The organism is Acinetobacter sp. ANC_7682 (assembly GCF_056779795.1).
Genome location: NZ_JBWYIQ010000003.1, coordinates 90,325 through 114,667 on the forward strand (window position 1 = coordinate 90,325; position 24,343 = coordinate 114,667).

19 protein-coding genes and 1 pseudogene are annotated in these 24,343 nt (G+C 39.4%); 14 read left to right on the top strand and 6 right to left on the bottom strand.

Going from position 1 to position 24,343, the window contains the following annotated elements:
- Window positions 1–98: 98 nt before the first annotated feature.
- Together prfA and prmC are read left to right on the top strand one after the other, a co-directional pair.
- Entirely contained in the window at window positions 99–1,187 is a 1,089-nt protein-coding gene (prfA, locus tag AC1M9D_RS02085) for a peptide chain release factor 1 (protein ID WP_481611401.1), read from the top strand.
- Window positions 1,187–2,005, top strand: a complete 819-nt coding sequence (gene prmC, locus AC1M9D_RS02090) for a peptide chain release factor N(5)-glutamine methyltransferase (protein WP_481595469.1) — start codon at window positions 1,187–1,189, stop codon at window positions 2,003–2,005. The genes prfA and prmC overlap by 1 nt, the downstream gene beginning before the upstream one ends.
- Before the next feature lie 37 nt (window positions 2,006–2,042).
- Here prmC and AC1M9D_RS02095 read toward each other — a convergent pair.
- The 3 genes and pseudogenes from AC1M9D_RS02095 to AC1M9D_RS02105 form a co-directional block, all read right to left on the bottom strand.
- Window positions 2,043–2,744 (bottom strand): annotated as a pseudogene (locus AC1M9D_RS02095) (ABC transporter permease); the annotation flags it as partial.
- 116 nt (window positions 2,745–2,860) lie between these two features.
- Window positions 2,861–3,811 carry an aliphatic sulfonate ABC transporter substrate-binding protein gene (locus AC1M9D_RS02100; protein ID WP_481611423.1) on the bottom strand — a complete coding sequence of 317 codons (951 nt, stop codon included), beginning with the start codon at window positions 3,809–3,811 and terminating at the stop codon, window positions 2,861–2,863.
- Window positions 3,812–4,125: 314 nt separating this feature from the next.
- Window positions 4,126–4,479, bottom strand: a complete 354-nt coding sequence (locus AC1M9D_RS02105; RefSeq protein ID WP_481611402.1) for a hypothetical protein — start codon at window positions 4,477–4,479, stop codon at window positions 4,126–4,128.
- Window positions 4,480–4,760: 281 nt separating this feature from the next.
- Here AC1M9D_RS02105 and AC1M9D_RS02110 point away from each other — a divergent pair, with 281 nt between their 5' ends.
- The gene (locus AC1M9D_RS02110) at window positions 4,761–5,525 is read left to right on the top strand and encodes a 3-hydroxyacyl-CoA dehydrogenase (protein ID WP_481588383.1); all 765 of its coding nucleotides are present in this window, start codon (window positions 4,761–4,763) and stop codon (window positions 5,523–5,525) included.
- A gap of 58 nt (window positions 5,526–5,583) precedes the next feature.
- On the opposite strand, the gene AC1M9D_RS02115 is transcribed toward AC1M9D_RS02110, so the two are convergent.
- Window positions 5,584–6,510 carry an N-acetylmuramoyl-L-alanine amidase gene (locus tag AC1M9D_RS02115; protein WP_481611403.1) on the bottom strand — a complete coding sequence of 309 codons (927 nt, stop codon included), beginning with the start codon at window positions 6,508–6,510 and terminating at the stop codon, window positions 5,584–5,586.
- 241 nt (window positions 6,511–6,751) lie between these two features.
- On the opposite strand from AC1M9D_RS02115, the gene AC1M9D_RS02120 reads away from it, so the two are divergent.
- From AC1M9D_RS02120 to AC1M9D_RS02140, 5 genes are all read left to right on the top strand, one after another.
- The gene (locus AC1M9D_RS02120; RefSeq protein WP_092766190.1) at window positions 6,752–7,531 is read left to right on the top strand and encodes a HesA/MoeB/ThiF family protein; all 780 of its coding nucleotides are present in this window, start codon (window positions 6,752–6,754) and stop codon (window positions 7,529–7,531) included.
- Window positions 7,532–7,570: 39 nt separating this feature from the next.
- A complete protein-coding gene (locus AC1M9D_RS02125) occupies window positions 7,571–8,869 on the top strand; it encodes an ABC1 kinase family protein (protein WP_481611404.1) in 1,299 nt (432 codons plus the stop codon).
- A gap of 119 nt (window positions 8,870–8,988) precedes the next feature.
- Window positions 8,989–9,369, top strand: a complete 381-nt coding sequence (gene folB / locus AC1M9D_RS02130) for a dihydroneopterin aldolase (protein WP_481589834.1) — start codon at window positions 8,989–8,991, stop codon at window positions 9,367–9,369.
- Window positions 9,326–9,781 (top strand): 2-amino-4-hydroxy-6-hydroxymethyldihydropteridine diphosphokinase, encoded by a 456-nt coding sequence (locus AC1M9D_RS02135; protein WP_373683270.1) that lies wholly within the window; start codon window positions 9,326–9,328, stop codon window positions 9,779–9,781. The genes folB and AC1M9D_RS02135 overlap by 44 nt, the downstream gene beginning before the upstream one ends.
- 146 nt (window positions 9,782–9,927) lie before the next feature.
- Window positions 9,928–10,476 carry a DUF2799 domain-containing protein gene (locus tag AC1M9D_RS02140; protein WP_481611405.1) on the top strand — a complete coding sequence of 183 codons (549 nt, stop codon included), beginning with the start codon at window positions 9,928–9,930 and terminating at the stop codon, window positions 10,474–10,476.
- A gap of 28 nt (window positions 10,477–10,504) precedes the next feature.
- On the opposite strand, the gene coq7 is transcribed toward AC1M9D_RS02140, so the two are convergent.
- Together coq7 and AC1M9D_RS02150 are read right to left on the bottom strand one after the other, a co-directional pair.
- Window positions 10,505–11,140, bottom strand: a complete 636-nt coding sequence (coq7, locus tag AC1M9D_RS02145; RefSeq protein WP_035267094.1) for a 2-polyprenyl-3-methyl-6-methoxy-1,4-benzoquinone monooxygenase — start codon at window positions 11,138–11,140, stop codon at window positions 10,505–10,507.
- Window positions 11,141–11,144: 4 nt separating this feature from the next.
- On the bottom strand, window positions 11,145–12,464 hold the full coding sequence (locus tag AC1M9D_RS02150; RefSeq protein ID WP_179998246.1) for an MFS transporter: 1,320 nt from the start codon (window positions 12,462–12,464) through the stop codon (window positions 11,145–11,147).
- 176 nt (window positions 12,465–12,640) lie between these two features.
- On the opposite strand from AC1M9D_RS02150, the gene AC1M9D_RS02155 reads away from it, so the two are divergent.
- The 6 genes from AC1M9D_RS02155 to AC1M9D_RS02180 all read left to right on the top strand — a co-directional run bounded on the left by AC1M9D_RS02155 (window position 12,641) and on the right by AC1M9D_RS02180 (window position 24,311).
- Entirely contained in the window at window positions 12,641–15,400 is a 2,760-nt protein-coding gene (locus tag AC1M9D_RS02155; protein ID WP_481611406.1) for an autotransporter assembly complex protein TamA, read from the top strand.
- Window positions 15,401–15,443: 43 nt separating this feature from the next.
- A complete protein-coding gene (locus AC1M9D_RS02160) occupies window positions 15,444–19,967 on the top strand; it encodes a translocation/assembly module TamB domain-containing protein (protein WP_481611407.1) in 4,524 nt (1,507 codons plus the stop codon).
- A 118-nt stretch (window positions 19,968–20,085) separates the two neighbouring features.
- On the top strand, window positions 20,086–20,520 hold the full coding sequence (locus tag AC1M9D_RS02165) for an I78 family peptidase inhibitor (protein ID WP_180027654.1): 435 nt from the start codon (window positions 20,086–20,088) through the stop codon (window positions 20,518–20,520).
- A gap of 73 nt (window positions 20,521–20,593) precedes the next feature.
- Window positions 20,594–20,971 carry a hypothetical protein gene (locus AC1M9D_RS02170; protein ID WP_180027655.1) on the top strand — a complete coding sequence of 126 codons (378 nt, stop codon included), beginning with the start codon at window positions 20,594–20,596 and terminating at the stop codon, window positions 20,969–20,971.
- A gap of 140 nt (window positions 20,972–21,111) precedes the next feature.
- Window positions 21,112–21,381, top strand: coding sequence for a hypothetical protein (locus AC1M9D_RS02175; RefSeq protein WP_180027656.1), 270 nt, complete (start codon window positions 21,112–21,114; stop codon window positions 21,379–21,381).
- 290 nt (window positions 21,382–21,671) lie between these two features.
- Entirely contained in the window at window positions 21,672–24,311 is a 2,640-nt protein-coding gene (locus tag AC1M9D_RS02180) for a bifunctional aconitate hydratase 2/2-methylisocitrate dehydratase (protein WP_481588371.1), read from the top strand.
- Window positions 24,312–24,343 lie beyond the last annotated feature (32 nt).

Sequence of the window (24,343 nt, forward strand, 5' to 3'; positions counted from 1 at the left end):
GTTAATTGAATGTCAGAGTCGTTAAACTACTCGCAATTTTAGAAATATTAATTTAAGGCAGTCCTTAAGTTAATCCAGTATTAGAGATTTTATTTAACATGAAAGAATCGTTACGTTTACGATTAGACCAACTTTGTGATCGTCATGAAGAATTAGAAGCGCTATTGGCTGATGTTGAAGTCATTTCCGACAATAAGCGTTTCCGTAATTTGTCACGTGAACACAATGATTTGACTGAAATCACCACTGTTTGGAAAAAATATACCCAAGCGGAAGAAGATATTGTAACGGCTGAAGTAATGTTGTCAGATCCTGACTTTAAGGAAATGGCACAAGAAGAAATTAAAGAAAATAAAGCATTAATTGAATCTTTAGAGGCAGAATTGAATATTCTGATGATTCCGAAAGATCCAAATGATGCGAACTCTGCATATCTGGAAGTACGTGCAGGGACAGGTGGCGATGAAGCTGCGATTTTCTCTGGTGATTTATTCCGTATGTACAGTAAATATGCTGAATCACAGGGTTGGCGTGTCGAAATCCTTTCTGAAAATGAAGGTGAACATGGCGGTTACAAAGAAATTATTTGTTTAATTAATGGTGAAGGTGTTTACGGACGCTTAAAATTTGAAAGCGGTGCTCATCGAGTTCAGCGCGTTCCTGCAACTGAATCACAGGGGCGAGTTCATACTTCAGCTTGTACCGTTGCAATTCTTCCTGAAATTGATGTTGATACGACTGTAGATATTAACCCTTCAGACTTGCGTATTGATACTTATCGTGCATCTGGGGCGGGTGGTCAGCACGTCAATAAAACGGATTCTGCTGTACGAATCACGCATATTCCGACAGGTACTGTTGTTGAATGTCAGGAAGAGCGTTCACAACATAAGAACAAAGCAAAGGCAATGGCATTATTGGCATCTCGTCTTGAGAATGCTAAACGTGCAGCAGCTGATGCTGCGACATCTGAAATGCGCCGTGATTTGGTGGGTTCAGGTGATCGTTCAGAACGTATTCGTACCTATAATTATCCTCAGGGTCGTATGACTGATCATCGTATTAACTTAACTTTATATAAGTTGGATGCAGTGATGGAGGGAGATTTGACTGAGCTTTTAGATAGCTTACATCGTGAATATCAAGCGGATCAATTGGCAATGCTTGCACAGCAGAATGGTGGTTAATGAACATTCAACAAGCGCTTGCACTGCGTGGTGAGCCTGAAAGTTATGAGCGTCAAGAAAATGCTTGGTTGCTCGAACATATCACTAAAATTGATTCATTCGATTTGGTGATGAAGAAGGATAAAGAGCTCACTGCAGAACAAGAGCAGGCGTATCGAGAGGCGATTGCTCGGATTGAAGCAGGTGAGCCTTTAGCTTATGTCACAGGTTCGCAACCTTTTTGGACATTGGACTTAAAAGTGACGTCCGATACGTTGGTGCCTAGACCGGACACCGAAGTTTTGGTGGAGACAGTTTTAAAGTTAGAGTTGCCTGAGGATGCGCGCGTTGTAGATTTAGGAACTGGGACAGGCGCCATTGCATTGTCACTCGCTTCCGAACGTCCTAATTGGTCTTTAACAGCAACTGATATTTATGAGCCTACATTGGAAGTCGCTAAATTTAATGCTGAGCAACATGACTTAGATCAGGTTCAATTTGTACTAGGCAGTTGGTTAAAACCGTTTGGGCGTCAATTTTTTGATGTCATTGTATCTAATCCGCCTTATATTGATCCAGCAGATGAACATATGCACAATTTGGCGACCGAGCCTCAACGTGCATTAATCTCTGATAAAAAAGGTTTAGCTGATCTTGAGCAAATTATTTTGCAAGCCAAGAAGCATCTGACTGTTGAAGGTTGGGTGGTACTTGAACATGGATATAATCAAGCAGACGCTGTTCAGCATCTATTCCGTCAAGCAGGGTATAAGAAAGTGAGAACCGTTAAAGATTATGGTGGTAACGATCGCGTGACTTTAGCACAATGGCCTCATTAGAAATAAAAAAGCGACTTTAGGTCGCTTTTTTATTGATTCATCTTTTGATGACATCACGCCATAACAATAATTTTGATTCAAATACTTTCATTATGGTATCAGTAATTTTTCCCAATATTGCCAATAAAATAATAGCAATGATCACAATATCTGGACGCGATGTTTCACGTCCATCACTTAATAAATATCCAATACCTTGCGTTGCTGCAATGAGTTCAGCGGCAATCATAAACATCCAAGCTAAACTCAAACTATTGCGCAAGCCTGTAAGGATAGATGGAGAAGCTGCGGGTAAAACGATTTGGTAGATTTGTTGCCATCGATTCAGTCTATACACTTGAGCCAACTCAATCAATTTTCGGTCGACACCATGAATACCAGCCACAGTATTGGTATAGGTTGGAAAAAAAGCACCAATCGCAATGAGGGTGATTTTTGATGATTCATCAATACCAAGCCATAACAAAAGGAGAGGAATCCACGCAAGACTAGGAATTGACTTAATTGCAGAAAAGGTCGGTTCAATAAACTCTTCTGCATGCCGATTGAGCCCAACCAAAACTGCAAAAAATAGTGCTAAACCACTACCAATAGCAAACCCTAAAAACACTCGCCATGTACTTGCCCAAATATGTTGACCTAAATCATTCTGAGCAAGTTCTTGCAGGGAAACAAATAAGCTACTTGGAGCAGGTAGCAGATAAGGTTCAACTACACCACCTCGAACCAAAATTTCACACAGCAGTACCAGTAATACAGGGAGGAAAATACCTTTCAACCATTTATTCCCTTTTGTCGACAGTTGTGAATGGACATCGATATTCCGATGTTCAATCGCTTTTTCACTGATCGCCATTATTTTGTCACCACTTTTTGAGCAAATGAGGCATTAAATAACTGTTGAACAACTTGATTTACATTTGTTCCTTTACGAACTAAGTCTTCTTCAGTCAAGATTTTGCCGGATTTTTGTAGTGCATTAATGTGTTGGGCTTTAGGAATATGTTGATTAAAGTCAGTACGCTGAAGCTGAAGTTTTGCAACCTCTAAAGGTAGTTTAGCTTCAGTGGCGAGTAACTGCGCCAGTTTATCTGGATTGGCTTTTGCCCATTTACGTGCTTGCTCATACGCTTTAATTACGGCTTCAATTGCTTCTGGGCTAGATCGAGTAAATGGCTCTTTGACGCTTAACACGCTATAACTATTAAAGCCTACATTATGATAAAGCAGTTTTGCACCCGACTGAACTTGAGCTGATGCCATCAAAGGGTCTAAGCCAGCCCAAGCATCCACTTGTTTACGTTCTAACGCCGTTTTGCCATCTGGATGTTGCAAATGAACAAGCTGTACATCTTTTTTATTCAATCCAACGGTATCTAAAGCTTGTAGCGTGAATAAAAATGGGTCAGTTCCTTTTGTTGCGGCAATTTTTTTACCTTTTAGATCTTTTAAGGATTTAATCGGGGAGTCTTTTGGCACGACTAAAGCTGTCCATTCAGGTTGGCTTTGGATATAAACTGTTTTAACAGGGCTACCATTGGCACGACTTAATACAGCGGCAAGACCAGCAGTTGAAGCAAAATCAACACTGCCGCTATTGAGATATTCTAAGGAGCGATTACTGCCTTGACTAAATATCCATTTGATTTTGGTATTGGGTAAAGCCTTTTCTAATAGCTTTTGATTTTTAACCACTAAGCTCGTAGGAGCATAATAGGCATAGTCCAGTTTAATTTCCTGAGGAAGTGCGGCATTGGCTCCACTATGAACAACAATAATTGCTAAACCCAATAGACCTAATTTCAATGGAGATATTGATTTCTTCACTAAAGTACCTGATTTAATTCGCTAAATTTTCGATATAAATAGCCTTTCAGGTGATTTGTGACAAAAAAGAAAATGAGATATTAAAAGAATAAATTTTGATAAAGTTAAAATTATGAGTTAACACATTGAAATCAAATCAATATTTTATAAATATTGTGGTTTTGTGAAAATATATTGATTTATCAGAACTTTATATGAATTAGTGCAATGATATGAAGGTCACATAATTTAATATAATAAGACTAAGAGAGAAAATGAGACCAAACCCTATGAGTTTGATCTCAACACTCAAATTATACAAAATACTCAGTTGAAATATCGCTCACTTCAAGAAGGTCTAATGAGTCTGACTCCAAAGCCAAGCATAGCGCCACTACTTTTAGAGTGTCCGAAATTTTCGAAGCATCTTTTAACGCAATGCCAGATTTCAGTTCATTAAGACGTTCAGTTGAAATATCTAACGCAAGTGCAGTTTCACTTGCATCTTGAGTGTTTAGGAAATGATTGATTGCATTTTTTAAATCTATTTCAGATGCATTCAGAATGCTCATTTGAAGCTGCTCTGAAATTCGATCTGCATCTTGGTTAAGTGAATGGGGGAAAGTTTGAGCAAAATTTTGCTCTAAGACATCGATCATTTTAAACATGATTGAACCTTTAGGAGATATGGCAAAATGCCGAAATGAATAAGATTAAAATAGTCTAATTATTAGCCGAATTCAAAAGAATAACGATGACTGTATGGTTTTTAAATCATGTCACTAAAGCAAACTTAACCGTAATGTGTGATTAATTTTTATATAAAATAAATATTAAATTATAACTATTTTGAATTATTTAGACCAATTGGTCACTGAATAAATTGAATCCGTATTAGAGGAGGATTACCCTAAAGCCAACTTAAAACTAAAAAAGGATAATGAGATTTATGAATATTCAAGGAAAAGTGATTGTTATTACAGGCGGCGCTTCTGGGTTAGGTGCGGCGACAGCAGCTTATCTTCAACAGCAGGGTGCTCGAGTCATAATTGTTGATATGAATGCATCTTTGGGCGAGCAGACGGGTCAAGAAATTGGTGCAGAATTTATTCAACTAGATGTAACTGATGAAAAATCAGTTGAATCATTCTTTGCATACATACAAGAAAAATATGGACAATTAAATGGTTTAATCAACTGTGCTGGTATTGCACCATCAGCTAAAGTGCTTGGTCGTGATGGCCTGCATGCCTTAGATATGTTCCAAACAGTGCTGAATATCAACGTCAGTGGAACCTTTAATATGTTGCGATATGCTGCGCAATTAATGTCACAGTATACGCTTTCGGGGGAAGAGGAAGAACGTGGTGTCATTGTGAACACGGCTTCAGTTGCTGCTTTTGATGGTCAAATTGGTCAAGCTGCATATTCTGCATCCAAGGGCGCTGTTGTTGGTATGACTTTACCATTGGCGCGTGAGTTAGCACGTGAAAAGATCCGTGTTATGACTATTGCGCCAGGAATCATGGAAACCCCGATGCTCAAAGGTCTTCCGCAAAATGTGCAGGATGCATTGGGACAGATGGTTCCATTCCCACCACGTTTAGCCAAACCTGAAGAATTTGCGAAACTGGTTGGACATATCTTTGAAAATTCGTATTTAAATGGTGAAGTGATTCGATTGGATGGCGCAATTCGTATGGCGCCAAAATAATATATGAAAATCAGTTTAGTCTTCACTTAAATAGACGACTAAACTGATCTCAGATGTTTTATGGTGAAATCGCCGGACGAGCTACATTTCGATACTTCTCAAGTAATGCATCAAGGCGGGCTACAGTTTCAATATCCGCGAAACCATCATATTTCTCAGGATAAAAATGCATTTGGAATGCGGATACAACATTTTGAGTGACTTGATCGTATTGACCAGTGACAGGAATGTTATATCCGTATAATGCCAATTTGCTTTGTAACGAAGCAATATCATTCTTCCAAGGATGATAAGTACGATAATAATTTACAGTGTCGTTATCGTACCAAGCACCGATGTTATAATCTTCATATAAACGTTTCCAAGGAAATAGCGGACCTGGATCAAATTTACGACCTGGAGAAATATCACTGTGCCCCAAAATTCGGTCGGGTCTGATCTCGTATTTTTTAGTAATTTTTAAAATAATATCTGCAAGGACTTCGATTTGTTGTTTTGATGAAAATGGATACCATCGACGTTGCATCAAAGGGAGTTGTTCATCATCTGCAGGGAAACCGAGATTTTCAATTTCAATTCCGATACTCGAGGCATTCAAACTACTGTTGGTCTGCCAAGAACTCGCGCCAGCATGCCAAGCTCTTTTATCATCAGGCACAAGACGGTACACAGTAAATTTACCATTGGTTGGTAATTCGGGTACAAAATAGTGACTACTGGCAGGGAAATTAGGATCTTTAAACAAAGCCAATGTTTTGTCTTTAGATACTGCTGTGTAGTGCAGAATCAAGAACATTTGCCGATTGTCTTGATTGGGTGAAGTGTTCTCTTCGTCCAGATCATAAAGCGTGCTTTCTATATATTCTGGTTGGGTATCCGAACCTTGATTGACGTATGTAATGTTGGTGATCTTTTCATCTTTACATGCCGTCAGGAATAAACTCGACATTAATAATGCAGCGAGTGCTAAAATTTTTTTATTCATAAGTATGACTGTCATTTATTGGAGTTAGATGTTTTTAAAATCAATTGCTAGTGAAGCAATTATTGAGATTATGTTTATTAATAATAAAAAAATTAAATAAGAAAAATTAAACAAACCTATTCGAATTGTAACAATAAGGTGCAGATCTTCTAGGGTAAAAATTATCTTCAGAATTGTATGAATAGACTGCTTATTTATTCGGTATCATAGGCTTATACAAGCATGTAATCAGGGTGTTTAGGTGAGTGATAGCATTGAACTGAGTGATGTTGAGCTACAGTTGTACGCAAGACAAATATTACTAGAGGATTGGGATATTGATGCACAAGAAAGATTAAAGCTTTCCAATGTGCTTATTATTGGTTGTGGTGGAATAGGGTGTTTGACTGCAGAGTTATTGGCGAGAGCAGGCGTCGGTAAATTGTCACTCATCGATGCTGATACTGTAGAAATTAGTAATTTACAGCGACAAACTGCTTTTGATCATTATGATGTGGGTTTTTACAAAGCTGAAGTTTTAGCCAAGAAAATTTCTCAAATTAATCCTTATATTAAGATTGAATACATCACTTCAAAAATTGATTTTAATAATGCTGCCGCACTGATTACACAGCAAGATCTTGTGTTAGATGGTTGTGACAATTTTGAAACCCGTTATTTGGTCAATCAAATCTGTAAGGATGCGAATGTTCCACTCATCAGTGCTTCTGCGATTGGTTTGCAGGGTCAGTTATTTATGGTGGATGGTGAATCAGCGTGTTATGAATGTCTTTTTCCCAAAGAAGATCATGCAGATGAGAGTTTAAGGTGTGCAGATTCAGGAGTTTTAGCAACAACTCCTAACGTGATGGCAAGTATGCAAGCACATCATGCGCTATTATATCTGGGGCTAAATTTAACACCATTAAAACAGAAGATTCTTCTATGGAATGGAATGAACATGCAACAGCGAATTTTGAATTTTGACAAGGATAAAGAATGTCAAATCTGTCACAGCAGTCAATCCGCAAAGACAATTTAATTTGCTACACTCAACATATCGAAATTTAATATCGACATTATGAAAAATAATATTTGGTTAGATGGTTTACGCTCAGTGGCCCGTGTAGGTGAAACTGCGGTCATTGCTGCGCGAGCAGGGATTAAATACGCGACAGAAAAACCGAGTAATGCGAAATTAATGCGCGAAACTTTCGAGTCACTTGGTTCAACGTATATTAAGTTGGGACAGTTTATTGCCAGCACGCCTTCATTATTTCCACGTGAATATGTTGAGGAATTTCAAGGGTGTTTAGATCAGACACCTAAACTCCCATTTAGCTATATTGAAAGTGTGTTGAATGCTGAGTTTGACGGTCGCGATTTAGGTGAAATTTTCGCATCTATTGATGAAACGCCATTAGCTTCTGCTTCGATCGCACAAGTGCATGCTGCTAAATTGGTGAGCGGCGAAGATGTCGTGATCAAAGTCCAAAAACCTGGTGTTGAAACCATCCTTTATACGGATTTAAATGTCCTACATTGGGCGACCAAGATTCTAGAGAAGGCAGTTCCTAAAGTAAAATTTGCTTCACTTGCGGATATTGTTGAAGAAATCAAAACACGTATGGTTCGTGAAGTTGATTTTATTGAAGAAGCAAAAAATATTGATGATTTTGTTAATTATCTGCACATTACTCAAAATACCAAAGCGACTGCACCAAAGGTATATCATCAATATTCAACACGCCGTGTCCTGACAATGCAGCGTCTGTATGGCGTGCCGTTGACGGATTTCGATGTGGTTCGTCAAGTTTCCAAAGACCCATCACAGGTTCTGATTACTGCCATGAACACATGGTTTGGTAGTTTGATGATGTGTGAAAGTTTCCATGCAGATTTACATGCAGGCAACCTCATGCTTTTGGATGATGGTCGCATTGGATTCATTGATTTTGGTATTGTGGGACAATTAAAGCCTGAAGTATGGACGGCATGTATTGCTTTCATGGATGCATTGCAAAATACCAATTATCCATTGATGGCAGAAAATATGCTGAAAATGGGCATGACTAATACGCAAATTGATACAACAGTTTTGGCAAACGATTTAGAACGATTATTCAGTGGCGTGCTCTCCGCTGATCCTCAGCAAATTCTGTCATCTAATCCAGCCGACTTAAATGACATCATGATGGATATGGTGGCTGTAGGTGAGCGTCATGGCATCCGTTTCCCACGGGATTTCGCATTGCTGTTTAAACAAATGCTTTATTTTGATCGTTTTATGAGAATTCTTGCGCCGTACACTGATATTTATGCAGATCAGCGCTTACAAATGGTACAAACAATCGATCCTAATCTTTTGTTGAAACATTAAATCTTAAACAAGTGTTAAAATATTAAAGTAAATCCTCAATAGAAGAGGATTTGCTTTTATCGCCTCCCGTCAAGCGTGCTATCACTGTTTGATAGTTTACGAAAAGGTCATGATTGAAGATGGATTCCATATTAATTGAAGGATTGAAAGTTGAAACAGTCATCGGATGTTTTGACTGGGAACGGCAAATCATTCAACCATTATTGCTTGATCTTCATATTGCGACTGATTTAGAGCAGGCATCAAATTCAGATCTTCTCGCTGATACTTTAAATTATGCTGAAATTTGTGAAATCGCGACTCAGACGATTCAAAAAGCTCAACCTGAATTAATTGAATTTGCTGCAAAAATTGTCCTCAAAGCTTTGTTTGAACAATATCCAGCAATTGAGTCTATCCAAATTACTGTGCGTAAGCCTGCTATTATTCCACAAGCTAATTCAGTAGGAATTCGTCTTGAAAGACACCGTAATGATTTATGCGCTAGCATTGGCGAGTAATAGCCAACCGCACAATCATCTGGTGAATGCATTAAAACAAATTGCGTCATTGGGATGTATTACGCGTTCTCCTATCTATGTCATACCTTGTCGAGATGGTGTTGGACAAGATTATTGGAATGCTGCATGTTTATTAGAATCAAAGCAGCAAGTCAATGAAATTACCAATCTTTTAAAAGCGCTGGAAAAAGCTTCTGGTCGAGTCCGTCCGTCACATGATATTTCTTTGGATGTAGATCTCATTGCATGGGGAAATACGCTCCAAAATATGCAATTTAATCCAAAAAAAATGCCATTAGCCTTAGATGTTAAAATTCCAATGTTTGATATTTGGGAAAATCCATTATTTGAGCATGAAGCGCATCATTTTCCTCAAGTGTCACTAGATGGTTCATTTTCTAAAATAGGATGAGTTTCGCCGAATAGTCCATCGGTAGCATTGATCAAATATGTCTTTGATACGGAAATAGGCTGTGATGTAACAATAATCAGCTTCTTTTAAATGGACTAATTTTTATAATACGCCACTTCAAAATAAATAAGCTCCATATCAAGAAGATGTATAAAATTATTGTGTTAAGCGCAATTTTGGCGTTGCTCTCAGGTTGTTCAACGCTTTCCCCTCAAGAGTGTCGAACTGCTCAATGGTCGGAAATAGGTGAAAAAGATGGAAGCAGTGGTTATTCGAATCGCATTGTTAAACATCAAAAAGCCTGTTCAAAAGTGAATATTGAACCTGATCACAAGTTATATGAACAAGGTTACCAAATTGGGCTTCGTTCATATTGTCAACCCGAAGTTATTTTCGATGGAGCTTTGGATGGAAGAGGTGGGTATAGGGTTTGTCCATCAGAGTTACATGCCCAATTAGCACCCTTTTATAATGTGGCCGATCAGTACTATCGTTCCAAGAAAGACAAAGATGATAAAGATACAGAAATTGAAACATATCGAGACTATTTGCTGGATGACAAAATCACCAAAGAAAAGCGGGAAGAGTATCTTAAGAAAATAAAGTCCTTAAAGCAGGATAAATTGCGGTTAGATTTGAATTTCAATCATGCTGAGCGTGAATTAAATAAGTTTAGACGATTCCATCATCTATAAAAAATGCGGCCCATGAGCCGCGTTTTTTTTAAATATAATAACTTGTTTTGGTCATGAGTTTGGATATACCCGTCATTGCGATTTTGACCGCAGCTGGTAATTCCACACCACCTGCATTTAGTGCAGTATCTCGATGCTGAAGTTCATCATGATTCATCTGTGTCAAAATTTGACGAGAGCGGGCATCATGTGGTGGGAGTTGATCGAGATGGTGTTGCAGATGCAGACTCACTTGACGTTCAGTTTCTGCAACGAAGCCTAAACTGTATTTGTCACCAGCAATACCTGCAATCGCACCCATACCAAAAGAAAGACCATACCATACAGGATTAAGTAGACTTGTATGACTATCTAACTCTTTTAAACGATCTTCACACCATGCTAAATGATCTTGTTCTTCAATCGCGGCATGCTCCATTTCACGACGAACATTAGGCAACTTAGCTGTCAATGCTTGACCGTGATAAAGCGCTTGAGCACAGACTTCACCACTGTGATTAACACGCATGAGTCCAGCAACATGCCTGGCTTCACTCACTGCGAGATGAGTCTCTGCTTGACTTGCTGGATTTTCACGTTGTGAGGTGGTGGTGCCTGGAACCAAACTACGCAGTGCTTGATCAAATGAATGGATAAATTTATCTAGACCTGTGTAGTGACGCATAACCTTAATCCTCTAAATCAATTTGAGCATTTTTTAACATTGGTTTTAAGCGTGTTAATAACCAAATCGTGTACAGAGCACTCAATATCGCTGTAATACTGAATAGAATCTTAATATCAATACTTAAGATACTTAAAATAATAATGGAGAATATAGCAGAAGACACCATGAATACTGCATTCATAATGTTATTAGCAGCCACTACGCGAGCACGATGTGAACACGGTGAATAGGCTTGCATCATGGCATACAGCGGAACAATATAAAAACCACCACTGATCCCCAATAAAGTAACTGCAATCATCACATGATAATAAATCATACCAGAATTAAACATGTCTGATATGCCAATAAAATCGCCAGTCCTTTCAGGAACAAAGGCTAAACTTCCTGCTAAATAGAAGGCGAAAACGGTTAAGCCTACTGCACCAATAGGCACCATTTTAATATTGACCTCTGAGCCACCAATTTTTCGGCATAGCAATGAACCTACACCAATACCCACAGAAAAAAAGGTAAGGAGGAGGCTGACCACATTTTCATTGGCGTGCAGATTTTGCTGAGTCATTTGAGGAATTTGAGTTAAATAAGTCGCGCCGTAAAACCAATACCAAGAATTACCCAATAAAATGGTAAAGATGAGGGGTAAACTTTTTGCATAACGTATGGTTTGAAAACTGGTTCGAAAGAAATTCCAATCGACATTGATATGATTTTCACGGACTTTTTGTTTGAGAATGAAGCGACTACAAATATAACCAAGTATCGCGATGGTCACGACCGTCAGGCTGATCCAAACTAAGTTGCCTTCAGAGTTTGAAATCACTACACCACCCAAGATCATCCCCATCAATATTGCAATGGAAGTACCTGATTGAAATAAAGCATTACCCGACATCAATTCATTTGGTTTTAATATTTCAGGGAGAATGGCGTATTTAATCGGTCCGAAGAAGGTACTGTGTGTACCCATGAGGAACAATGCAAATAACAATAGCCATAAATTGCCGAGTAAAAATCCAGCAGTACCAATCAGCATAATCAAGATTTCAAGCAATTTGATATTACGAATCAAGAAAGAGCGTTCGTATTTGTCTGCAATTTGTCCTGCAGTCGCTGAAAAAATGAAGTAAGGTAGAATAAAGAGAAGTGCAGCTAGATTATTCAGTGTGCTTACGCTTGCGGTCTGTTGTTGAATCCAACCATAGGTAATGACAAGCAATAAGGATTGTTTAAAGACATTATCGTTTAAGGCTCCAAAAAATTGAGTCAAAAACATAGGTAAAAAACGGCGCGAACTCAGTAGATGCTCTTGTTTTTGCATGACAATTCAGCTTTTTTAAAAATTATTAAGAAATGTGATGATTTAGTAACAATATCGGAAAATCATGTATCATATTTTCATCCTAAAAATTTTGAAAATACTAGAAATTTGATTCAGTTAGCTTGAGTGAAAAATCCGTATTTTCTATTTAAAATATAAAGTATTCAGAGCGCAGTATGCCATCGAAAACACAATTTAAAAAATCATTACTTTCCCAATGTGTACAGCACACATGGATATCAAATGATATCAATAAATGGTTATATGCAAGTGTTTTTTTAGGTGCGCTTTCTTCACCTGTGTTATTTGCAGCTGACACAGTGGTATCAAGTCAGGAGCTTGAGCCTGCGACATCCGTACAAGCCATCGAAAATAATAAACAAAAAATTGAAAACGTTGCGCAGCAACAGGGATTGTCAAAAGAGAAAATTGAAAGTATTGATCAAAAAATAGATCAGTTGAGTGGGCAAGATGATTTTAATAGTTATGAAATGCTTCAGCAGCAAGAGCAATTGAGTCCACAAGAGCAATTCAAGCCGATAGAATTTGATGATTTGGAATTGCTGCCTGAAGAAAGTGTGGACCCTCGACTTGCCAATGAAATTTTATCAGTCGCTGAAGAAGCCAAGCAGCAAGCGCAAAATTTCAGATCGGGTTTGACGATGACTCCAGCAATTCAAGTACAAGATTTACCTGCGAATGACATTTCAGAGGCTGAGTTAACAAAAGCGCCAGTCAACATTGATCAGTTGATGCAAAATATTCAGTCAGATCGTCAGATTGATGTATCTGAAAATGTGGAAGGACGTTCATTATCCGTTCAAACCCAAGAACCTGAAAATAAAGAACCAGAAAGAGTAAATGTGTTTAAACGCATTTTCTACAAAATACGTCCTCCACGTCTTAATCAGCCCGCTGCTGTGCCACGTATTACCGCAGATGTTACGGGTGCACCTAAACCACTAGCTGACAATATCAAAGCAAAGTTATCTTCATTCACTGTTGAGTCATTTTCAGATTTCAATGCTGCCGTCCCGCAACTCCGTAATATGACTGTCCAAGCTGCACAAGCCGTAGGTTATTACGATGCTGAATTTAAGTTTGAAAAAGTCAGTGATAACCGAGTAAGTGTCAATGTCACACCTCATAATCCAGTAGTGGTGCGAGAACAAAATATTGAATTTACTGGGCCTGGGCAGAATCTTGCTCAATTGCAAGTGATTCGAGTGCTTCCTGATTTGGAGGTGGGTGATATTTTCGATCATGGTAAATATGAAGCGACAAAAGCTCGAATCATTGAAGCGGCGAATAACAATGGTTTCTTTGATTATTATTGGCGAATGCACGATGTCATGTTGGCCCGCCCTCAAAATCAAGCAGATATAAATTTGAAGATGGAAACAGGTGAACGTTATAAGCTGGATGATGTGCAGTTTAGAATGAGTGATCCATCAAAAAAATTACCGATTCGTGAAGATATTTTAAGAACATTAGCTCCTTGGCAAGAAGGTGCAGACTTTACCGCATGGCGTGTAAATGTATTAGCCAACAACTTAACCAATTCACGTTATTTTAACTATAGCCTCGTTGACGCTGTTAAACCTGATCCAATTATTAAGCCGCTTGAACTCGCACCTGATTTGCAGGCTTTAGTGGATGAGCAAAAAATTGATCGAAGTTTATTAACAGGTCAAGAAAAGGCTGAACAACAAGCAAGTTCATCAGAAGAAGTCACGCAGAATGTAGCAGATGAAACTCAATTTGCGGGTGGAAATGAACGTCGTACTTTGCAAGAGCGTAATGATGCTGATAATCAAGCGCAAGCCAAGCAGGAAGAAACTGAGCGTTTACAAGCCTTAGCACGTGAAGAGAAAAAAATCCCTGTCATCGTGACATTGAATGCGGATAAATTAAATAGTGTTGAAGCGGGTATTGGTTATGGTACTGATACAGGTGTGCGCTTACGAAGTCAGTACCGCCGTTCTATTGTGAATGATCGTGGTCATTCGTTTGATGCAAACTTAGAGTTGTCACAAGTCAGACAATCAATTGATGGTCGTTATAATATTCCATATAAACACCCATTAAATGATTATGTCAGTCTAGTTGGTGGTTACGAGCGTGAAGATCGTGATGAAATTGGGAATGGATTAAATCTCATCGTGGAATCCGCTGTTGCCGGAGCTGACAGAATTATTAAAGGTGCGCGTCGTGATTGGCAGCATATTTTTGGTGTGCGTTATCGTGTAGATCGTATGACGATTGAAGGTGATATTCCTGAGACACTTGACCCAGATACCAATTGGGATGAAATCCCAGAGTTTGTCGTTGCAACGGGTAATGATGAGCAGCAATCTTTATTACTTGGTTATGAAGCCACTAAAGTCACCAGTGATAATCGATTGAATCCGACTAAAGGATTTAAACAAAACTACAAAATCCAATTGGGGAGTGAGAGCCTGCTATCCGATGCTGATATGGCGATTGTAAATGCGAACTGGAAATTTTTATATTCATTAGGCAGTAACAATGATCATCAATTCATTGGTGGGGCAAACCTCGGTTATATCATCACTGAAGATTTTCAAAAAGTGCCCTATAACTTGAGATTCTTTGAAGGGGGTGACCAAAGTCTACGAGGCTTTGACTATAAGAGCTTGTCCCCTGTGGAATTTGGATATAAAGTCGGAGGTCAAGCGCGTGCGATTGGGACTTTAGAGTACAATTACCAATTTAAAGAAGGTTGGCGCGCAGCGTTATTTAGTGATTTTGGTAATGCTTATGATGAAAAATTTACCAATGATACTGAATATAGCATAGGAGCAGGAATCCGCTGGAACTCTCCAATTGGTCCAATTCGTCTAGATGTGGCATCGGGGATATCTGATCCTGGTAAACCGATTCGTCTACATTTCTTTATCGGGCCGCAACTTTAATATTTAAGATAATAAAAGTACTCAAACATTTTTTGGAATAAGTATGGCTGAAGACATCGAGCAGCAACCTGAGCAACAACCTGATCAAAACGTGACGCCACAGCGAAGTTTATTACGCCGTGTATTGCTGATCATTTTATTTATTCTGATCTTTTTTGTGGCTTCGCTTGCCGTAATGTTTTCAACAGACAAAGGCAGTAAATTCTTACTTGACCGTGCTTTGTCCACTCAACAGATTATTCAGTATGAATATGAAGGTGGAAATTTACTTCAAGGCATTATTCTAAAAAATGTATTGGTGACGCTGAAATCAGTTGATGTGAAAATTGATAGAGCTGATGTCACTTTGGGTTGGCGTGCCATATTAGATAAAGAAATTCATTTGAATCGTGCCGATGTCCGAAATTTGCGTGTCATTAACAAGTCACCGCCAAGTGATGAGCCATTTAAGTTTAGTGAAATTAAACTCCCTTTTGTTTTACGTGTTGATCATGCCGATATCGATCAATTGGTGATCCAAACTTCAAGTTCTAACGTGCAATTTAATGACATTATCCTAAACGAAGCACTATGGTCAGGTACTGAGCTTAAGTTTGAAGACTCGCAGTTTGATATGGGTTATTTGTCTGTAAAAAATGCAACAGGTCAGATGGATTTTAAAGGTAAATATCCGTTAGATGCGCAAGCAGTTGTAAGACTCCCATCTTTAAAGTCGATCAACGTTGAGGATATTTATCTCCATGCAAAAGGCTCTTTAGATACCATTCAAGCGGGCATTGCCACGCGTACCCCTGATTTATTAACAGGTTGGACAGTGGTACATCCAGTTCGAAAAAATGTACCAATGCAGGGTGCTTTAAACTTTAAAGATTATCACTGGCCTTTAATGCTAGAGCAGGAGCTTTTATCTAAACAAGGTGTTGCTAAGTTTTCTGGAGATATCCAACGTTTGAATTTGGATATTAACACCGATATTTCTGGTAAAAATATTCCTCAAGGACAATATACTGCGCTTGCGCATACAGATCTCGTCAATCAATTGAATATTTCAAACCTGAATGGTCAATTGATGAACGGGGCGCTGAATCTTGTGGGTGTCGTCGGGTGGAAGGATAAAGTCACTTGGGATGTGCAAGGTCGCTTAGATAAAATCAATCCAAAAGATAAAGTGATTCCACAAGTGGTGCAAGATTTTCTGCCAGAACGTTTGGATGCCAAAATCGCTTCAGCAGGTTCGTTAGAGAAGGGATTAGCTCTCACAGCACTTATTGATTTCGACCAATATGAAACATGGAATTTAAATCTTAATCAAGCTGAACAAAAAAATAATAAACCGAATCCAATGTTGCTAGATGTCGCTTGGAAAAATATTGATCGTGCTGTTCCGTACATTGGTTGGTTGAGTAGTGAGTCTGGGGATGTAAAACTTGCTTTAGTTGAAGGTCAACAAAATATTCATGTGGCAACCGTAGTTGGTGCAAATGAAAAAGGAACTTTACCAGCTGGAAAATACAATGCCCAATTAGACCTTAAAGGGAATGATCTTCATGTTCCTTCATTTATCTATCAAGCAGATGGAAAAGGATCTTTACAAGCAAATGCCAAGGTTGAATTACCATCTGATCAAAGACAGTTGAAATGGAATGCGGTGCTTAATGCAAAAGACTTTAATCCGCAAACCATCACTGCTGCTGCTCCTGTAAATTTATTAAATGGACAAATTCAAGCGAGCGGCTTTGCTCGACCTAACCAGCAAATTATTCAGTTAAATCAGATCAATGTTTCAGGTCAACTTGCCAATCAAAATCCACCGGAAACAATTAAGCTGACTGGCTCAAGTACAGCAGCCATTCTTCTACATGATGAAAAGTCGGGTGGTGGTTTTAAAGGCTTCGCAGTAAATTATGATGGTGCATTACATGCAAGCCAACTGTCACAAGGGGATGGTCAGCTTAAAATACGTGTAGCAGGCACACCTCAGCGCATCAATATTTCCGAATTTAAACATCAGGGTGCTGCGGGTCAGATCAATGCCAATGGTTTAGTCAATTTAGCCAATGGAATCGGATGGGACATTAATGCTTCTTTAATACGCTTTAAGCCTCATTATTTTGTTTCAAGTGTTAAAGGTGAAATTTCAGGTAATGTCAAAACGGATGGTGTTTGGTCAGATCGTTTGAAAAAAATTAATATTGATCGACTCAACCTCGCTGGCATGATCAATAAAAAACCGCTGAGAGCAAAAGGTAATCTTGCTGTTATTCTTAATTCGAATCAGACAGGTTTCTTGCCACAACAGTTTGAAGCCAATAATTTGTATTTTGTGTATGCGCAGAATCAGATTCAAGCCGAAGGGAATGCTCAGAATCTTCGCGTTAAAATTGACGCACCTGCATTATTTGAGCTTTATCCTGGTTTACGTGGTCGTGCGCAAGGTTTTGTTAATGTGCAGTCTCAACCGAGATTGTCCGCAACTGCGAATGTAAAGGTGAATAACTTTGGTTTCAATGATCTTGTCAGTATCAAATCACTCAACATCCAAGGGGAATTACCAACTTCAGACACAGTGCCTACTGCATTAACTGCAAGAATGGACAGTTTAAGAAGTGGCAATCGTGAGATTCAAAACGCTGAAGTCTCAATTGCTGGCACGCGAAAAGCACATTTATTGAAAGTCCAAGCCTCGAACAAGCTGTCTAAATTTTATGTTCAACTGGCAGGTGGATTTAATCCTGCGAATGATTGGTTAGGTCAAATTCAAAAAGGTGACTTTGACTCTGCACGCGCGCATTTGAAACAGGCCCAATCTGCCCCTGTGATTTATAATACTGCGAAAACAGAATTATTTGTGGGTGCTCATTGCTGGACCAGTAATCAAAGCCAGCTTTGCTTTGATCAGCCCTTACGTGTGAGTAAGACCAAAGGTAGCGCCTCATTTGTGAGTCGGAATTTAGATCTTGGTGACTTTGCCGCATTTATGCCTGAAGGTTTCGCAATTACGGGTAAATTGGATGGTTATGCTAAAGCGTCTTGGGGGCAAGGCATTCAACCAAAAATCGATGCCAAACTTGTTACGCGTAATGGTGTTGTCGGTCTAGCAGCTGCCGATCCAGATGATATCAGCACCACGATGAACTACGATGAAGTAAGTCTTATTGCACGAAGTATTCGTGAAGGATTATTACTTCGTGCTGATTTGAAAGCTCCGAATATTGGGACTGGATATGCAAATGTTGTGGTGAATCCATTTGTTGATTCGAAACCAATGCGTGGTGAAGTTGCTCTGAGTCAAGTACAACTGAAAATTTTAAAACCATTCATTGCGGATGTGCGTAAAATCGATGGTAATTTATCCCTTGCGGGTAAAATCAGTGGGACATTGACTCAACCGTTATTTAACGGCGAAATGCGACTTAAAAATGGTTCAATCAGCATGATTTCGTTACCTGTTAATCTCACGAATATTCAGCTGTATTCATCTATTCGTCAAAACCAAGCGACGATCGATGGCGCTTTCAATAGTGGTCGAGGTGTGGGTAAGTTAACGGGTGATATCGATTGGAAAAATGATCCTAGAATTCGTTTAAAACTCAAAGGTGATAATTTATTTATTCGCCAAGCACCATTAATCACAGCTGTTGTGAACACTGAAATGGATTTAGATGCACGTCCTGTCAGTAAGCAGTTAACTTTGAATGGTAAAGTTGAAGTTCCGCGTGCGCTGATTTCAATGCCAGAATCGAGCGCATCCGTAGTGCCTTTATCCGCCGATGTTCGAGTGGTACGTGAAGGTGATAATCAACTCGCGTTACTTAAGGCTGCAAAGCCATGGGATATCCGCGCTGACTTAGAATTAAATTTAGGAAACCAAGTGATTTTCCAAGGCTTTAATAGTCGTATTCCATTGCTTGGGCGAATTTACTTAACGCAACGCGGTTTAGAAACTGCCATGCGTGCCAATGGTGCGATTGGTGTAAGTAAGCGCGTTACTATTGAAGCTTATGGGCAGTCTTTAGAACTAAGTCGTGCAATTGCGCGTTTCAATGGTGCATTGTCTAACCCAACCCTTGGGGTTGAAGCAAGTAAACTCATTTCAGGCAGTACAGTTGGTGTGCGTGTTACTGGAACCGCAAGTAGTCCAAATATCCAAGTATTTAATGATGCGGGATTATCTGAACAAGAGGCGATGAATGCCTTGATTACAGGTCGAATCAATGAAGGTTCTAGTAGCTTGAGTCAAGCAGAAGGCTTTAAATCAGATGTGAACAATACCATTGCTGCAGCGGGGATTAGTTTAGGGCTTGGTGGTACACGTGCTTTAACCAATCAAATTGGACAGACATTTGGGTTAAGTGGTCTTGCTCTTGATGCGCAAGGAACAGGCGATGATACTCAAGTGAGTGTGACAGGTTATCTGACCCCTGATTTATATATCCGTTATGGTGTTGGTGTCTTTACGCCAGTCAATAAATTGACGCTACGATATCAGATGAACCAAAGACTCTATCTGGAAGCAAGTCAGTCTTTAGAAAAAGCCATTGATATTTTCTACAATTGGCGATTCTAAAAGGTAAAAGGGCTTCAATCGAAGCCCTTTTTAATTCAATGTATAAACCGAAATTAAATTTAAGCCCTATTGTTAAAATGCTAGACTTAAAATTTATCGGACAAGAAAGAATTAAAAAATGAAAACAATTGCAATATTCATCGCGATGATAGCGGCAACACTCATGGCGGGCTGTCAAACCACTCAAACTGAGCAACTTACTCCAAAAATTGGAATGGCTAATCCTGCAAGCAAATTTTGTGTTCAACAAGGTGGAAAATTAGAAATACGCGATGAGGCAAATGGTCAAGTGGGTTATTGCCAGTTGCCAGATGGCGTTGTAGTAGAAGAATGGGAGTTATTTAGACATCATCAAAATATTTGCAAGCCTGAAGAAGCGAAAAAAATAGTCGGTATGCATAATCTTGATGATCAACAGATTTTGAATAAAACCAAAGCCAAAATTATTCGCCGGGTCGGACCAAATGATCTGGTTACTATGGATTATCGAAATGATCGTATTACAGTAACCGTGGATGATCAGAATAAAATTATTCGTTCAAGCTGCGGTTAATGAACGAGAAATGTCATTACACGATTTCCTATTCGGTTTAACTCGATTATCATAGCCGCAACAGGAGAGATGTATGAACAAATTCGTGATTCTGGGTGCTGTACTTGGTTCAGCCGTTTTGCTCAGTGCTTGTGAAGAAAAAAAGCCACTAACCCCTGAAGAAGTCTGGCATGGTTACTGTACCAGTATTGGTAATGCTGCACGCTCTATTTTGCTAGATCGTCAAAATGGTATCGAGAAAACTGCGGCGGTCGAACATGCTTCTAAACTGACCGATCCGACGACGAAGAAATTCGTAGATGCTCAAATTGAGAAGGTCTATGCTTATCCTGCGAATCAATTAGAATTGGATCGTGATGCATTAATGGCTAAATTCAAAAAAGAAGCAACGGATGAGTGTTTAGCCACTCCTTACGATAAAGATAATCTGCCTGACTACAAACAGTTTTAAGGCGCCGCAATAAGATCGATCATAAAAAAGAGGGAAGCGTAAGTTTCCCTTTTTTTTCGAAATTAATTACAAATTTTGATTAGCATTAAAATAGAAAAGCTTATATAAAAATAAGATAAATAAACAAAAGGAGCGGAACAATGGAAGTGGTCGCATACCTGAATAATGCCGATCTTCTGCTTGAAGATGCCAATGGTGTTGCTGTAATTAATGGCAGCCATTATGTCCTAAGTTTAGGGGATCGAGTCTATCTTAAAAATATGATCAATGAACATGCCAAAATTTATGAGGTACACATTAGTTTTGCCTGTGCCGAACACCGCATGTTACATGATGATGAAATTCTGGTCAGATTCGAAGGAACACGAGAAAGTCTGCAACAATATTTAGATCGCACGACTGTCCACTAAGGTTGAATAGTCAAAAAAGGATTTAAAAGGCAACATCTTGTTGCCTTTTATTTATTTCAGATCCGTAAAAGCTTCATGTTAATGTCAGAATTGTTCGATAAAACAACATATTGAACAATGAGTAATCAGAAGAGAGATCATTTAGTAAGAAAATAATGGTCATCACAAAGAAACACTCTTCTTGCATTAACTTTTAACCGGAATTTTAGTAAAATTTAGCAGTCCATATTATTTGCAGGCTTTATAAGCAGGATATTGCAAGTAATTTTTTAAAGAAGAGGAATAACACCGTGCTAGAAGCTTACCGCCAACACGTTGAAGAACGTGCCGCACTCGGAGTCCCACCGAAGCCACTTGATGACGCTCAAACAGCTGCATTAGTTGAATTATTAAAAAATCCACCAGCTGGCGAAGAAGCATTCTTAGTTGATTTGCTTGAAAACCGTGTTCCAGCAGGTGTTGACCAAGCTGCTTACGTAAAAGCTGCTTTCTTGGCTGCTTTGGCGAAAGGTGAAGCGACTTCTCCATTAGTTTCTAAAGAGCGTGCGGTTTACTTACTAGGTACTATGCTTGGTGGTTACAACGTTGCTCCTTTAGTAGAATTATTAGAAGACGCAGCGCTTGGTGCTTTAGCTGCTGAAGCGCTTAAGAAAACACTTCTTGTTTTCGATGCGTTCCATGACGTTGCTGATAAAGCAAAAGCAGGTAACGAAAACGCGAAAGCTGTGCTTCAATCTTGGGCTGACGCTGAATGGTTCACTAGCCGTAAAGACGTTCCAGAAGAAATCAAACTTACAGTTTTCAAAGTTACTGGCGAAACAAATACAGATGACTTGTCTCCAGCTCAAGACGCTTGGAGCCGCCCAGACATTCCGTTACACGCTAACGCAATGTTGAAAAACGAACGTGATGGTATTAAGCCAGAAGTTCCAGGTGAAGTTGGTCCATTAACTCAAATCAAAGAATTAATCGCGAAAGGCAATACTGTTGCTTACGTGGGTGATGTTGTTGGTACAGGTTCATCTCGTAAATCAGCAACAAACTCTGTGCTTTGGTTCTTTGGTGACGAAATCGCTCACATTCCAAACAAGAAAGAAGGCGGTTACTGCTTAGGTTCTAAGATTGCTCCGATTTTCTTCAACACTATGGAAGACGCTGGTGCGTTACCTGTTGAGATCGACGTTGCAAACATGAACATGGGCGACGAAATCACGTTGAAGATTGACAAAGCGACTGCAAAAGTTACAGCGTTCAAAGATGGCGCTCAAATTGCTGAAGCTGAGTTAAAAACTCCAGTACTTCTAGACGAAGTACGTGCGGGTGGTCGTATTAACTTGATCATTGGTCGTGGTTTGACTACTAAAGCACGTGAAGAATTGGGTCTTCCTGCTTCTGACTTGTTCCGTACTCCAGTGCAACCAGCTGCAACTGGCAAAGGCTTCACGCTTGCTCAGAAGATGGTTGGTCGTGCTTGTGGTCTTCCAGAAGGTCAAGGTGTACTTCCAGGTACTTACTGCGAACCTAAGATGACAACTGTTGGTTCTCAAGATACAACAGGTCCAATGACGCGTGACGAATTGAAAGACTTAGCTTGCTTAGGTTTCTCTGCTGACCTCGTAATGCAATCTTTCTGTCATACTGCTGCGTATCCAAAACCAGTTGACGTTCAAATGCAACACACGCTTCCTGATTTCATCATGAACCGTGGTGGTGTATCACTGCGTCCAGGTGACGGTATTATCCACTCTTGGTTAAACCGTATGCTTCTTCCAGATACAGTAGGTACTGGTGGTGACTCGCATACTCGATTCCCAATCGGTATTTCTTTCCCAGCGGGTTCTGGTCTTGTAGCGTTCGCTGCAGCAACTGGTGTTATGCCACTTGATATGCCTGAATCTGTACTTGTGAAGTTCAAAGGTAAAATGCAACCTGGTATCACTTTACGTGACCTAGTACATGCGATTCCTTACTACGCAATTAAAGAAGGTGACTTAACTGTAGAGAAGAAAGGTAAGAAAAATATCTTCTCTGGTCGTATCTTAGAGATCGACTTATCAGAAATGGAAACTGACTTAACTGTTGAGCAAGCATTCGAACTTTCTGATGCTTCTGCTGAACGTTCTGCTGCTGGTTGTGCGATCACACTTTCTGAAGAAAAAGTTGCTGAATACCTTCGTTCAAACATCACAATGTTGAAGTGGATGATCTCTGAAGGTTATGGCGATGCTCGTACTATGGCACGCCGTGTTGAGAACATGGAAAAATGGTTAGCGAACCCATCACTTCTTAAAGCTGATGCTGATGCTGAATACACGAAAGTGTATGAAATCGACCTTGCTGACATCAAAGAACCTATCCTTTGCTGCCCGAACGATCCAGATGATGCAAAACTTCTTTCTGACGTTCAAGGCGACAAAATTGATGAAGTATTCATCGGTTCTTGTATGACGAACATCGGTCACTTCCGTGCAGCTGGTAAACTTTTAGACAAAGTACCTGGTGGTTCTTTATCTACTCGTCTTTGGTTAGCTCCTCCAACTCGTATGGACGAACGCCAATTGATGGAAGAAGGTTTCTACAATACTTATGGTAAAGCTGGCGCGCGTACAGAAATGCCAGGTTGTTCATTATGTATGGGTAACCAAGCACGTGTAGCTCCAAATACAACTGTTGTATCTACTTCTACTCGTAACTTCCCGAACCGTTTAGGTCAAGGTGCGAACGTTTACTTGGCTTCTGCTGAGCTTGCATCTGTTGCTGCGGTACTTGGTAAGTTGCCAACGCCTGAAGAATACCAACAGTATGCTGCTCAAATCGACAGCATGTCTGCGGATATCTACAAGTACTTGAACTTCGATCAAATGAGCGACTATACAGACGCTGCTAAAGACGTTGATACGAAGAAAATTGCTGCTGCTCAATTGTCTTAATTGATTAATAATTAAGCAATAAGCGGTATAAG

What these genes read in the sequence shown, in the direction of transcription:
- prfA (WP_481611401.1), top strand. Translation starts at nt 99, where the DNA reads ATGAAAGAATCGTTACGTTTACGATTAGACCAACTTTGTGATCGTCAT.
- prmC (WP_481595469.1), top strand. Translation starts at nt 1,187, where the DNA reads ATGAACATTCAACAAGCGCTTGCACTGCGTGGTGAGCCTGAAAGTTAT.
- AC1M9D_RS02105 (WP_481611402.1), bottom strand. Translation starts at nt 4,479, where the DNA reads ATGTTTAAAATGATCGATGTCTTAGAGCAAAATTTTGCTCAAACTTTC.
- AC1M9D_RS02110 (WP_481588383.1), top strand. Translation starts at nt 4,761, where the DNA reads ATGAATATTCAAGGAAAAGTGATTGTTATTACAGGCGGCGCTTCTGGG.
- AC1M9D_RS02115 (WP_481611403.1), bottom strand. Translation starts at nt 6,510, where the DNA reads ATGAATAAAAAAATTTTAGCACTCGCTGCATTATTAATGTCGAGTTTA.
- AC1M9D_RS02125 (WP_481611404.1), top strand. Translation starts at nt 7,571, where the DNA reads ATGAAAAATAATATTTGGTTAGATGGTTTACGCTCAGTGGCCCGTGTA.
- folB (WP_481589834.1), top strand. Translation starts at nt 8,989, where the DNA reads ATGGATTCCATATTAATTGAAGGATTGAAAGTTGAAACAGTCATCGGA.
- AC1M9D_RS02140 (WP_481611405.1), top strand. Translation starts at nt 9,928, where the DNA reads ATGTATAAAATTATTGTGTTAAGCGCAATTTTGGCGTTGCTCTCAGGT.
- coq7 (WP_035267094.1), bottom strand. Translation starts at nt 11,140, where the DNA reads ATGCGTCACTACACAGGTCTAGATAAATTTATCCATTCATTTGATCAA.
- AC1M9D_RS02150 (WP_179998246.1), bottom strand. Translation starts at nt 12,464, where the DNA reads ATGCAAAAACAAGAGCATCTACTGAGTTCGCGCCGTTTTTTACCTATG.
- AC1M9D_RS02155 (WP_481611406.1), top strand. Translation starts at nt 12,641, where the DNA reads ATGCCATCGAAAACACAATTTAAAAAATCATTACTTTCCCAATGTGTA.
- AC1M9D_RS02160 (WP_481611407.1), top strand. Translation starts at nt 15,444, where the DNA reads ATGGCTGAAGACATCGAGCAGCAACCTGAGCAACAACCTGATCAAAAC.
- AC1M9D_RS02165 (WP_180027654.1), top strand. Translation starts at nt 20,086, where the DNA reads ATGAAAACAATTGCAATATTCATCGCGATGATAGCGGCAACACTCATG.
- AC1M9D_RS02170 (WP_180027655.1), top strand. Translation starts at nt 20,594, where the DNA reads ATGAACAAATTCGTGATTCTGGGTGCTGTACTTGGTTCAGCCGTTTTG.
- AC1M9D_RS02175 (WP_180027656.1), top strand. Translation starts at nt 21,112, where the DNA reads ATGGAAGTGGTCGCATACCTGAATAATGCCGATCTTCTGCTTGAAGAT.